Annotated in this window: 12 protein-coding genes; all 12 read left to right on the top strand. The window is 71.0% G+C overall.

Going from position 1 to position 12,083, the window contains the following annotated elements; genetic code table 11:
- The first annotated feature begins 36 nt into the window (after positions 1 to 36).
- The 12 genes from G7075_RS04300 (at position 37) to G7075_RS04245 (ending at position 12,083) form a co-directional block, all read left to right on the top strand.
- Positions 37 to 591 (top strand): hypothetical protein, encoded by a 555-nt coding sequence (locus G7075_RS04300; RefSeq protein ID WP_166119208.1) that lies wholly within the window; start codon positions 37 to 39, stop codon positions 589 to 591.
- Between the two features lie 189 nt (positions 592 to 780).
- Positions 781 to 3,315, top strand: a complete 2,535-nt coding sequence (locus G7075_RS04295) for a tape measure protein (RefSeq protein WP_166119206.1) — start codon at positions 781 to 783, stop codon at positions 3,313 to 3,315.
- Positions 3,312 to 4,172 carry a phage tail domain-containing protein gene (locus G7075_RS04290; RefSeq protein WP_166119204.1) on the top strand — a complete coding sequence of 287 codons (861 nt, stop codon included), beginning with the start codon at positions 3,312 to 3,314 and terminating at the stop codon, positions 4,170 to 4,172. The genes G7075_RS04295 and G7075_RS04290 overlap by 4 nt, the downstream gene beginning before the upstream one ends.
- Entirely contained in the window at positions 4,169 to 4,993 is an 825-nt protein-coding gene (locus G7075_RS04285; protein ID WP_166119201.1) for a hypothetical protein, read from the top strand. Before G7075_RS04290 ends, G7075_RS04285 begins: the two co-directional genes overlap by 4 nt.
- Positions 4,990 to 6,198, top strand: a complete 1,209-nt coding sequence (locus G7075_RS04280; RefSeq protein ID WP_166119199.1) for a hypothetical protein — start codon at positions 4,990 to 4,992, stop codon at positions 6,196 to 6,198. Before G7075_RS04285 ends, G7075_RS04280 begins: the two co-directional genes overlap by 4 nt.
- Positions 6,198 to 6,902, top strand: coding sequence for a hypothetical protein (locus tag G7075_RS04275; protein ID WP_166119196.1), 705 nt, complete (start codon positions 6,198 to 6,200; stop codon positions 6,900 to 6,902). The genes G7075_RS04280 and G7075_RS04275 overlap by 1 nt, the downstream gene beginning before the upstream one ends.
- 19 nt (positions 6,903 to 6,921) lie before the next feature.
- On the top strand, positions 6,922 to 9,156 hold the full coding sequence (locus G7075_RS04270) for a glycosyl hydrolase family 28-related protein (protein WP_205860616.1): 2,235 nt from the start codon (positions 6,922 to 6,924) through the stop codon (positions 9,154 to 9,156).
- A 139-nt stretch (positions 9,157 to 9,295) separates the two neighbouring features.
- On the top strand, positions 9,296 to 9,811 hold the full coding sequence (locus G7075_RS04265; protein ID WP_166119194.1) for a hypothetical protein: 516 nt from the start codon (positions 9,296 to 9,298) through the stop codon (positions 9,809 to 9,811).
- A 3-nt stretch (positions 9,812 to 9,814) separates the two neighbouring features.
- On the top strand, positions 9,815 to 10,117 hold the full coding sequence (locus G7075_RS04260) for a hypothetical protein (protein WP_166119192.1): 303 nt from the start codon (positions 9,815 to 9,817) through the stop codon (positions 10,115 to 10,117).
- The gene (locus G7075_RS04255) at positions 10,114 to 10,761 is read left to right on the top strand and encodes a hypothetical protein (protein WP_166119189.1); all 648 of its coding nucleotides are present in this window, start codon (positions 10,114 to 10,116) and stop codon (positions 10,759 to 10,761) included. Before G7075_RS04260 ends, G7075_RS04255 begins: the two co-directional genes overlap by 4 nt.
- Positions 10,762 to 10,785: 24 nt before the next feature.
- Complete coding sequence (locus G7075_RS04250; RefSeq protein WP_166119187.1) at positions 10,786 to 11,625, top strand: N-acetylmuramoyl-L-alanine amidase; 840 nt, start codon at positions 10,786 to 10,788, stop codon at positions 11,623 to 11,625.
- On the top strand, positions 11,622 to 12,083 hold the full coding sequence (locus G7075_RS04245; protein WP_166119184.1) for a hypothetical protein: 462 nt from the start codon (positions 11,622 to 11,624) through the stop codon (positions 12,081 to 12,083). The genes G7075_RS04250 and G7075_RS04245 overlap by 4 nt, the downstream gene beginning before the upstream one ends.

The following is a 12,083-nucleotide window of genomic DNA, read 5'->3' as shown; positions in this document are numbered from 1 at the left end:
CCAGCCGATCAGCCGAACAGCCGAAGGAGCACCACCATGCCCAAGTTTGCCGCGCTCGACCGCGCCCTCGACGACAACCTGGTCCTGCCGGTCCCGGTCCCGGGGCTCGACGAGCCGAAGGAGTACTCCATCCCGCCGATGTCGGCCAAGGCCGGCCTGTTCGCGCAGCGGATGATGAACCTCGCGCTCGCAGCCTCGATCGAGCAGGACCAGCGCCGCCTCGACCCGGACAAGCCGATGCCACCCCGGCCCGCACCGAAGGCCCCGGTCCTCGACGACGACGAGGAGCGGGACCTCTACGAGCTGATCCTCGGCGAGGACCTGCTCAAGCAGATGCTCGACGACGGTGTCTCGTGGCCGTGGGTGCAGCGGGTCTCGCAGACCGCGCTGCTGTACGCCACCGCCGACGCCGATGCCGCCCAGGCCTACTGGCTGAGTGGTGGTCAGGGAAAAGCGCTGATGCAGAACCAGTCACGGGCCACGGCACGGTCTCGGAAGAAGGCTGGGCCGAGTGGTACGAAGGCGTCCCGCAAGGGCGCCAAGAAGGCGGCGAAGCCACGTGGGAGTGGTTCCTCGAGCGGTGGCCGCTGATCGAGCTGGACCTGCACGAGTTCTACGGCGTCGACGTCGACGAGCCCGGCCTGCTCGAGTCGCGCACCTGGCGGTGGCTCGCGCTCCGCGTCCAGGGCCTGCTGAGCACCGAGGGTCGGCTGCACCGGGACAAGTACCCGCCGAAGCCGAACCCGCAGAAGTGATCCCGAGCGGAAGGGGCGTCCTCGAATGTCCCTCGACCTCGGCACCCTCGTCGCCTACATCGAGGCCGACGATTCGCAGTACAACCGCACGCTCGACCGCGCCGAGGGCCGTCAGTCCCGGTTCGGTGCGGCGATGCGGACCGGGCTCAAGGTCGCCGGTGGTGCGTTCCTGACCGTCGCCGGCGCAGCTGGCGCGCTGGGTGTGAAGACCGCGGCCGCGAACGAGCAGGCGGAGATCTCCTTCACCACGATGCTCGGCTCGGCCAAGAACGCCCAGAGCTTCCTCACCGACCTGTCCGACTTTGCCGCCAAGACCCCGTTCGCCTTTCCCGAGCTGCAGACCGCGGCCGGCTCGCTGATCTCGGTCGGGATCGACGCGAAGAAGGTCATCCCGATCATGACCAACCTGGGCAACGCCACGTCCGGTATGGGCACCGGGTCCGAGGGGGTCAAGCGGGCCACGGTGGCCCTGCAGCAGATGAACGCCGCCGGCAAGATCTCGATGGAGGACCTCAACCAGCTGCGCGACGCCGGCATCCCGGTGTACGACCTGCTCGCCGCGGCCACGGGCAAGAGCGTCCAGCAGGTCGCCGAGCTGGCCAACAAGGGCAAGCTCGGCCGCGAGGAGCTCGGGCAGCTGATGAGCGCGCTCGAGTCCGGCAAGGGCCTCGAGCGCTTCGCCGGCCTGATGGACAAGCAGTCCCAGTCGCTCAGCGGCATGTGGTCCACCCTGCAGGACACCATCGGCATGGGCATGGCCAAGGTCGTCGAGCCGCTCCTCCCGCTGATCAAGCAGGGCCTCGGCGGGGCCATCGAGTTCGTCACCGCCGCGATCCCCCGCCTCACGGCCGGCGTGACCACCTTCGTCACGGCCGCCCAGGGCCTGTGGACCCTCCTCTCGAGCGGCGACGTGTCCGGCAAGCTGACAGAGGTCTTCGGCTGGGACGCTGGCTCCTCGGCCGTCTCCTCGCTGCTGCAGCTGCGTGACGCCGTCGCGTCCCTGTTCGACAAGTTCGGCGGGTCCGACGGCGACGTCGTCGGCAACTCCCTCGCGATGATCTCCACCGGCGCGAGCAACCTGGTCTCGGCCGGGCCTGCCATCGGCCCCAGCCTGTCGTTGATCGGCGACGCCCTCGGCTGGATCGCCGACCACGCCGACCTCGTCGGCACGGCGCTGCCCTACGTCATCTCGGCCCTCGTCGCCCTCAAGGCCGCCCAGGCCGCGAACAGCGTCGTCGGCCGGGACTCCGCGATCGGCATGGTCGGCCAGATCGGCTCGACCCTCACCCTCGCCGCGGCCAACCGGTCGCTCGCCACGTCGCAGCGCGCCGTCGCAGCCACCACGGCAACCTCGACCGCGGCCGAGCAGACGAGCATGGCCACCCGCGCCCGCGCCGCGGCTGCGTCCGTCGCAGGAGCCGCCCGGTCCGCGGCCGCGTGGGTCGCCTCGAACACCGCGACGGCGGCTTCCTCGGTTGCCTCGGCGGCCACCACCGCCGGCTCATGGGTCGCGGCCTCGGCCCGCACCGTCGGCAGCCTCGTCGCCCAGGGGGCCGCCTTCGTGGCGACTCGTGCGGCCATGCTCGCCGGCGCGGCCGCGACCGGCATAGTCACGGCGGCCCAGTGGCTGTGGAACGCCGCCCTGACGGCCAACCCGATCGGCATCGTCGTCGTGGCGATCGCGGCCCTGGTCGCGGCCATCGTGCTCGCGTGGAAGAACAGCGAGACCTTCCGCGCCATCGTCCTGGGCGCCTGGGACGCCATCAAGACCGGGATCGGTGTCGTCGTCGACTGGCTGCGGGCAGTGATCCCCGCGGCGCTGGCGTGGGTGAAGAACGCCTTCCTGCGCTACACCCCGCTCGGCGTCATCATCAGCCACTGGGGTCAGATCCGTGGGGCCATCGGTGCGGCGGTCGACTGGATCAAGGGCGCCCTGTCCTGGTTCGGTTCTCTCCCGGGCCGTTTCGCCGGCTGGTTCGGCGGGGTCGTCTCGTCGGTGAACACCAAGGTCGCGGCCGTCGTCAACCTCGTGAAGTCCCTACCCGGCAAGATCCTCTCGGGCCTCGGCAACCTCAAGGACCTGCTCGTCGACAAGGGCACCGACATCGTGCGGGGCATCATCACCGGCATCGGCAACATGGCCGGGAAGCTGGCCTCGTTCGTGAAGAAGTTCATCACCGACCACATCCCGGGCCCGGTGGCCGACATCCTCGGCATTAACTCCCCGTCCACCGTCATGGCCAAGCTGCTCGAGTGGGTGCCCCTCGGTGGCGTCAAGGGCCTGCAGAAGACCGGGCCGCAGCTGCGCGCCGCGATGGAGGACCTCGTCCGGCCGCCGGCGGTACCGCCGCTGACGGCCGCTGGGGCGGCCCTGGGCGCCCGGACAGTCCTCGACCCGTACACGAGCCGCGACGCCGCCTCTGCGTACGGCAGGGCCCCAGCAGGCATCGACTACGACCGGCTGGCCCGAGCCCTCCGCGAACAGCTCGAGGACCTGCAGCTGGTCGCGCCGGTCTCGGCCGCGGACATGGGTACGGCGATGGGAGTGAAGACCCTGTGACCTCCTCCCTCGAGCTCCGCGGCTTCGACCTCACCGCCGCAGCCTCCCCTCGCGGTGGCCGGTTCCGGCTCCACACCCTCGAGGGGTGGCTGTCGGTCAACCGGGTGCGGGACCGGCAGAAGCGGATGCAGCAGGCCGGGTCGTGGGCCTCGACCGGCTTCGCCGACGCCGTGAAGATCACGGCGTCGGGTACGGCCGACTACGCCGACCCGGCCGCGTGCGCGCTCGAGCGGCGCGAGCTGGTCGCGCTCGCCGGCGACGCGGAGTACCCGCTGACGGTCACGGACGCGGCAGGGCTGTGGACCCGGTTCGTCGAGGTGGACACGTTCAGCGCGGAGGTCGTCAACGAGCGGCGCCTGCGGTGGACCCTGACGGTCACGGCCAACGACCCGACGGTCTACGGGCTCGAGGCCTTCGGGTCGGCTGGCCTCGGCTCTGTCGCCGGCACCGGCCGCACCTGGCCGCGCACGTGGCCGCGCGACTGGGGGGTCGACCCGGACGCCACCCCCAGCCAGGTCGTGGTCCTCAACGAGGGCAGCACGTCCTACTTCCCCCGGGTCCAGATCGACGGGCCCGTGACCAACCCCGTCATCACCCTGCCCGAGACCGGCGACCGGATCGCCTTCATCGGAACGGTTGCCGCCGGGCAGTTCCTCGACGTCGACTGCGCTCGCCGCCGGGTCGTGCTGGCTTCGAGGTCGAACCCGCTGGCGGGGATCTCGGTGCGGAACCGGGTGTCGTTCATCGGGCAGTGGCTGGCCATCCCGGTCGGCGGGGCCACCGTCCAGTGGACCGCCGACGACGCCAACCCTGCCGCATCCCTCTCCGTGTGGTCCTACGAAGGAGCCTGGCTGTGACCGTTCTCAAGGTGGCCAAGACCGGCGAGCAGGAGGCGGACCTCCGCCAGTTCCTCTCGTACCTCTTCGCCCAGGACTCCGCCGGCATCGCGACCGACGGCGTGCTCACCGGGCTGGCCGTCACCCAGACCTCCACCGCCTCGAGCTCGGTGCAGATCGACGTCGGCGCAGCTGTCGTCCAGGACTCGCGCCTGGCCGGCGCGTTCCCGATGCTGAACAACGCACTCTTCCCCCTCGACGTGCTGGGTCCGAACCCGATGGGCGGGGTGCCGCGCAACGACATCGTCGTGATGGACTACGCCACCGAGTCCGTCCGCGTCATCGTCGGCACGCCCAACGCGGTCCCCACGGACCCCTCCGTCCCGGCCACCGCGGTCCGTCTGGCGCGCCTGCGGCACGCTGCGGGCGCGCTCACGATCCCCTCGAACAAGATCGAGGACCTCCGCTTGCCGACGCGGCTGTTCGGCGTCGTCCCGCCCACCAACACCGGGTGGGTCGACGGGGCCGGCATCTTCACCGCCAACAGCGGGTGGAGCATCAGCGGGTCCCTGTACAAGCGGTACGGCGACGTCGTGTCCGTGCAGATCAACGTCACCCGCACCGGCGGTGCGCTCGCCGCAGGCAACATCGGGAACCTCACCATCGCCAACATCGACCCCGCGCTCACGCCGGCACAGTCCAACGGTGCCCTCGGCGGCGGCCCCTCGGGCTCCGACTTCGCCGCCTACGCCTCCACCGGCGGCGGCGTCGTCCTCACCGCCACGTCGCAGGCGATCGCCAACGGTGACGCCGTCAACGTCTTCGGGACGTACCTGCTGTGAGCCGGTACGAGGTCTACGCGACGAGGTTCGACAACCCGGCCATCGTCGACGAGCTCGTGCCGGCCCGCGGTCTGTCCTTCTCGCTCCCGCTCAACGACCACGGGGAGTGCACCTTCACGTCGACGGTGGAGCCCGGCCTGTCCATGTGGCGGCCCACGCTCGCCCTGCCGCTCTCCGGCGTCCTCGTCGCTCGAGACGGCGTCCCGTGGTGGGACGGGGTCCTGGTCGCCGAGCAGCAGTCCGGACCCCGATCCTTCTCGTTCACCGCGCGTGAGTGGGGCTGGTTCCTCGAGGAGAAGATCGCAGCGAGCCCCCACCAGTGGCCGACGCTGACCAACGACCACCAGATCTTCCGCGACCTCATCGACGACGCTCAGGCCGTGGCCGGCCAGAACCTGATGATCGACACCGGCTCGAGCCTCGGTGCGTCGAGCTCGGTCAAGACCGACCTCACGGCCTGGGCGAAGACCACTGTCGGGAAGGAGTTCCGCAAGCTCGGCGAGGCCGCCGGCGGACCCGACTGGTACATCAGCATCGGTGGCACCCTCGACAACCCCGTGCGCCAGCTCTACCTCGCTGACCGCCACGGTCACATCGACCCGCAGGCGGTGCTCGAGTACGTCGAGGCGACCGTGCCGGCCGACGCACCGGACCAGCCGGCCAAGGTCGCGCTGCTCGGAGACCTGTTCCCGGGACCCGCACCTCGGGTCCCTGACCGCCGAGCCGGCGGCAACGTCATCGCCCTCGGCCGGTCCAGGCAGCTCGGTGAGGCCGCGACGGCGGTCGTGGCCACCGGAGCCGGGCAGGAGAAGGCGCAGCTGCGCAAGACGGCTACCGCCTCCGCGCTGCTGGCCGCCGGCTGGCCGCGGATGACGTCGTTCGTCGACGACTCCACGGTGCAGCAGGCTGACACCCTGCTGCGCAACGCCCGGGCCGAGCTCGCGAAGCGCTCCGGCATCGCCACCGCCTACTCGCTGGTCACGCTCGACCCGGAGGCGGGCGAGGTCACGTCCGCGGACTGGACGAACACCCCCCGAGGCTCGAACGTGCAGGCCGTGCTCGACACCGACGTCTATGGCGGGGACCAGCCGGTCGGCGGTGCCGACGGCTTCACGACCCGCTGCATCAACACCGTGGTGCGGGTGCCCGACTCGGGCACCGCGCAGGTCGAGTGGCAGGTCGCCGACGTGCTGGAGGTGCAGTGATGGCCGGCCGCCCGGATCCGAGCATCGACATCTTCAAGGTCATCAAGGAGCTGCAGCGCGACGTCGCGAACCTCAAAGCCGCGTCCTCCTTCTTCGGGACCGGCGTGCGCCCCAACGGTGTCGGCGGTCTCGACTCCGACACCTACGCCCCCGGGGTCGAGGGATTCCGACTGCAGGGCAACGGCAACGTCGAGCTCAACGGTGACCTCGACGTCAACGGGTCTTCACGGGTCGACGGCCCGATGACGGTCAACGGCGATCTCGACGTGACTGGCAGCTTCACCCTCCCGGACAACAGCATCGACAACTCGTGGCTCGCCAACCTCACCGGGTGGCGAGCCATCAGCACCGACAGCGCGACCGGCTGGGCCACCTCGACGAGCATGGCCACCAAGGCCTCCACCACCGTCACCGTGCCCACCGGGTACGACACGGCCCTGGTCATCGCGTGGGGCCTGGTCACCTTCCAGGACTCGGCACCGAACCGGTTCGACTGCCGGTGCGTCATCGAGGGCACCGCCGGCCCGACCCTGATCAACCTCGCCGACCTCGTCAACCAGACGACGGTGCTGCAGTCGCGCTCGCTCGCCGTGACCTCGGGGCAGGTCCTCGACCTGTCCGTGCAGGTCCTGTCCGCGGCGAGCACCGGCGGCGCCGCAGCGAACACCGCCATCTGCGGCGGCTTCGCCCTCTTCGCCCGCTGACGACCAGAATCGAGGGAACGTGGCCAACTTTGACTTCGAGCAGGTGACGGTCTGGGACGTGCTCCCCAGCGGCGGCATCCGGACCCTGCGCGGCGCGAAGGCCACCATCCGCGACGCGACGACCCGCGCCGTCCTCGCCACGCTCACCAGCGACCGCAACGGGCTCCTCAGCTTCACCCTCGAGAACAAGCCGATCGCCATCCTCGAGACCGTCACCGGGTACGAGCGGGTCATCGTCTCCCACACCGCGCTCGCGGCCGCGGCGTCGTTCACCCTGTCCGAGGACGCCGCCGTCGCCGCGCTCGTCGGGGACGGCCTGTCCGGAACGCGCGGGGCGCTCGAGCCGCTGTACGGCAACCGGGTCGTGCGCGGGGCCGAGACCGTCAACGTCAAGGACTACGGCGCCGCCGGCAACGGCACCGCCGACGACACCGCGGAGATCCAGGCCGCGATCAACGCGGCGATCGCGGGCGGCTCACGCCGGGTCTACGTCCCGGCCGGCACCTACCTGATCAGCGGCTCCGGCGACATCCTGACCGCCACAGCCGGGGTCGAGCTCTTCGGGTCCGGGACGCTGAAGGTGAAGAACGCCAACGGCCCGTGGAACGCCATGCTCAACACCGGAGCCAACGACGCGTCGGGCCTGTACGTGCACGGCCTCACCTTCGACGGGAACGCGACGAACAACCAGCCGGCCGCCGGCGACGTCGCCTCGGGCAACTACCTCAACGGCCGCCGCCGGCAGGCGATCCGAGCCGACTACGGCACCGGCATCCGCGTCGAGGGCAACACCTTCGTCGACCACGACTCGACCTGGGTGGTCTGCTCGGCCAACAGCGCGCGGGACGTGCGGGTCCTGAACAACCAGTTCCTCAAGATCGGCGGCCTCGTCGCCTCCGCCCAGCTGCACGACCACTCGACGGTCTACATCGACGCCGTGGGCTTCGAGATCGCCGGTAACACGTTCTCCGCCTACGCCGCCGGGGTCACCAGCGGGTCGGCAGCGCTCGGGGCGATCTCCCCGGTCGACACCCATGGCCCGTCGCAGAAGGTGCACCACAACACCGTCATCGGGTACGTCTACGGCGGCCAGCTCTCCACCTCCCCGTCGTTCCCGAACATCGGGATCGAGTGGCACCACAACGTCACGATCGGCTGCGGCCACGGCCTGCACATCACCCCGTACACCCAAGGCATGACCGGGGTGCGGGTCCACGACAACGTCTTCGGCCTCGACTTCCTCCTCTGGCGCGCGCACCCCTGGCAGAACGGGGGGTGCGGCATCGCGATGAACAGCGGCGACGGCGGCCCGATGAGCAACGTCGACATCGTCGACAACACGATCATCTGGGCGGCCGCCACCCACGCCGGGCAGTCGACCGTCGGTATCGGCTCGGTGGCCAACGGGATCCAGTGGGTTCGGCGCGAGGCCGGGAACACCGCCATCGACCGCGGAGTCAGCATCAGCCGCAACCGGATCGTCGGCGCCCCGGACAACGGGATGTATCTCCGCTTCTCCAACGTCGACGGGCTCGACATCAGCGACAACGTCCTCGAGAACGTCGCCTCGTCGGCGCTCGCCGATGCGACCTACTCGGTGGGCCTGTACCTGGACTGCTACACCTCGGTCGCACGGGCCAAGGTGAACCGCAACGCGGTCCGGGACACGCAGGTCGCGGGGTCGGCCCCGTACGGCAACACCGGCCCGACCGTGAACGCCGGCTACTCCCTGTGGTCGGCCGCCGGCAACGGCACCGACGTGGCCCGCCAGAACACCCTGAGCATCGCGTCCGGGGCGTTCGTGAAGTTCACTCGCGAGCTCGACAAGGCGGTGCACGAGCCTGCCGCCATCCGCACCGGCGGCAACTACATGCCCGAGCACCAGGGCAACACCACCCTGACGTTGACCGCGGACGAGGCGCACTTCGTCCCGATCGACCTCGGCCCGGGGGCGATCACCCAGGTGGCGCTCGAGATCACCACCACCGCGGCGGGATCCACGATCGAGGCGGCGCTCTACGCCGACCTCAACGGGCGACCTGGGAAGCGGCTCTACTCGCTCGGCACGATCGCCTCGAACCTCTCATCGTTCCGTGCCACGACCGCCGGGTCGTTCCCCCTCGCTGGGGGACCTACTGGCTCGGCTTCGCCGCGCACGGCGGGGCCCCCGCCATCCGTGTCGGGACCGGCCGTGCCAGCAGGGTGGCCGGCCTCTCGTTCGCCGGCGTCGCGCTGGCTGACGTCACCGGTGTGAAGTCCGCTGGGCCTCACACCTCGCTGCCCTCGACGGCACCTGCGACCGGCCTGACCTACGGCCAGGGACCCCGCTTCTACGTCGTCGGCCAGTGACACCACCACCCACCCGCCCCGGACCTGACCGAGGAGGCCCGAGCGTGTCCGAGACATCGGAGACCGCCATGCACCTACCCCCGCCGCACACCCGCCGCGAGCTCTTCGCGAAGTTCGTCGCGTGGTGCCTCGTCGGCAAGGCCGCCGCGGACGGCACCGGCTATGCCTACGGCGGCAACGCCGTCGCGACGTCCGACTCGTTCGCGCTGTTGCGCACCGTCCCCGGCGGGATGCACAGCTGGGGGGTGCTGCTGCTCGCCGGCGCGATCGCGGTCGCGTGGGCGATCGGCCGCGACGGCCGCGGCCACCCCCGTGCCCTCAACATCACCCTCACCGTCGGGGTCGTGTTCTACCTCGTGTACGCCGGGCTCGTCGCCGGCTCGTGGGTCGCCCTGCACCGGATCCCAGCTTGGGGCGCACCGTCGACGCCACTGCTCCTCGCGTGCCTCTACTACGGATGCGCCCGGCAGTTCGCACCCTCACGGAGGACGTGGGCCGATCGGCTGCTCGAGTGGATCCGGGGGCTGCTGCCGGCGAGGTCGAACCGTGGACGGGGGTAGCCGATGCTCGCCGCGACGATCGCCGCAGCCATCAAGACGGCTGACACCTCCACCGCCCTCGACCTCCTGCCGTTCCTGTTCGGCGGCGCCGGCGCGCTCGGCTTCATCGGTGCCCTGCTCTCGAGCCGCTCGAGCAGGCAGCGCGACTTCGACTCCCGCCAGGACACGCGCATCAACGAGCTCGAGGCCCGCAACCGTGAGCTCGAGGCCGCGGCCGACGCCGACACCGAGGAGAAGGTGCGCCTTCGCGTGCTGCTCCGAGACAACCGGATCGACCCGGACACCGGAGAGGTGAAGCCCAAGTGAGCCGACACCGAGCCGTCCCGTTCCGCCGCCGCAGCGCCCCCATGCGCCCCGACGACAGGGTCGGGCCCGGCATCCGACGACGTGCCGGCTTCGTCGCGATCGCGGTCAGCTGCCTGCTCTTCGGCATCGGGTTGCCGATCGGCTTCGGGATCTTGACCGGCGTCGCGCAGAACGCCGAGCAGACCGCCGGCCTCAGCCGTGACGAGGTGGCCGAGCTGCGGTCCTACCTCACCGGGCGCCGCGAGGCGCGCGAGAAGGAAGCCGCCCAAGTGCAGGCCCAGCTCGACGAGCAGAACGCCGTGCTCTGCGCAGCGCTCGCCGAGGTGGCCAAGGACGCCAGCGCTCAGGGCCGGGCGACGCTCGCACGAGCTGGCAAGAGCCTCGGCTGCCCGGCGCTGCCGGCCAGGCAGGCGCCCTCATCGTCCTCGAGCCCCTCAAGCGAGGGGTCGTCGACGAGCGGCTCGCCAGCGACCGAGGGCGCCCCGGCAAGGTCGCCGGCCGCGCGCGCACCGACCTCCGGCGGTGGCAGCGCCACGGCACCGAGCTCGCCGCCACCGGCGCCCACCCCGACTCCCACGGACCGCGGCAGCGACCGCGGTCCGATCACCGGCACGGTCTGCGACCTGCTCGGCATCTGCCTCTGATCCACCCCACTCAGGAGGACAGCCGTGTCTCTCTCCATCCCCAAGTGGCTCGCCGACGCCGGCGTCACCAAGGCCATCCCCTCGACGCGCTACACGAAGGTCGGTGGCCGCCGGATCCGCCTGATCGTGCTGCACTTCGCCGTCACCCCGGAGACCGCCTCCGCGGCCGAGGGCGTGGCGAAGTACTTCCAGTCGGGCGTCAAGGCCTCGAGCCACTTCACCACCGACAACGACTCGACCGTCTTCCAGGTCCCCCTCGAGGACGTCGCGTGGGCCGCCCCCGGGGCGAACCACGACGGCATCCAGATCGAGCAGGCCGGGACCACCCAGACGCGCGAGCAGTGGCTCGACCCCTACAGCCTCGCGATGCTCGACAGGACCGCCCGGCTCGTCGTCGCTCTCGCGCAGCACGAGGGCATCCCGATGGTGCACCTCACCGACGCCCAGCTCGCCGCCGGCAAGGCCGGGATCGTCGACCACTGGGCCGTGAACCGCGTCTACAAGCGCTCCGACCACACCGACTGCGGGGCCCAGTTCCCGTGGGACCACTTCATGGCTCGCGTCGCCTACTTCGCGGGCACCAACCACCAGGAGGACGACATGCCCATCACCGACAAGGTCGTGCCGAGCGCCATGCTCGGCAAGAACGAGCCCGCCGTGGCCATCCCCCGCGCGCTCGACCTCATCATGCGCTGGTCCCTCGAGGCCCGCGACAACGCCATCCAGGCACGGAAGATCGCCGAGGCACAGGCCCTCAAGGGCGGCGCACTCACCGAGGACGAGGTCAAGGCCGCCGTCAGGGAGGCACTGTCCGAGGCCGCGCAGATCGAGGTCGTGGTGCGGCCGCAGGAGGTGACCCCGTGAGCCCGCGCATCGTCGGCTTCGCGCCGGCCGCGTGGCTCGTCGCCTTCGTCGCCTGGGTCCTCGACCCGGCGAAGCGCAAGGCCTTCTACGGGCTGCTCGCCGCGCTCGGCACGTTGCTGGTCGTCGCCGGCGTCCGGACCGACTCGTGGGTCACCGGCTGGGTCGGCGTCGTCGCGGCGGCGCTCGACCTGGTGGCGCTCGTCCTCGGGACGTGGAAGGCGCGCCGCATCGAGGTCAAGGTCCTGTACGCCGCCCAGCTCGCGCTGCTCGCCGCACTCAAGCTCGTCGGGGTCCTGACCGACGGCCAAGCCTCCTACCTCGGGGACCTCGGCAACCAGGCGCTCGCGATCGTGCCCATGCTGATCCTGTTCTGGCGCACGGACACGAAGACCCCGACGGGCGAGCCGCTGCTCGAGTACCGCGCCCGCCACGGTCTACGCGCCGCGCCCGAGGTCTGA

The sequence above is a fragment of the Phycicoccus sp. HDW14 genome (assembly GCF_011383005.1).
GTDB lineage: Bacteria > Actinomycetota > Actinomycetes > Actinomycetales > Dermatophilaceae > Phycicoccus.
Note: the sequence above shows the minus strand (reverse complement) of the source record. Positions and strands in the feature narration are given on the sequence as shown.

What these genes read in the sequence shown, in the direction of transcription:
- G7075_RS04295 (WP_166119206.1), top strand. Translation starts at nt 781, where the DNA reads ATGTCCCTCGACCTCGGCACCCTCGTCGCCTACATCGAGGCCGACGAT.
- G7075_RS04260 (WP_166119192.1), top strand. Translation starts at nt 9,815, where the DNA reads ATGCTCGCCGCGACGATCGCCGCAGCCATCAAGACGGCTGACACCTCC.
- G7075_RS04300 (WP_166119208.1), top strand. Translation starts at nt 37, where the DNA reads ATGCCCAAGTTTGCCGCGCTCGACCGCGCCCTCGACGACAACCTGGTC.
- G7075_RS04275 (WP_166119196.1), top strand. Translation starts at nt 6,198, where the DNA reads ATGGCCGGCCGCCCGGATCCGAGCATCGACATCTTCAAGGTCATCAAG.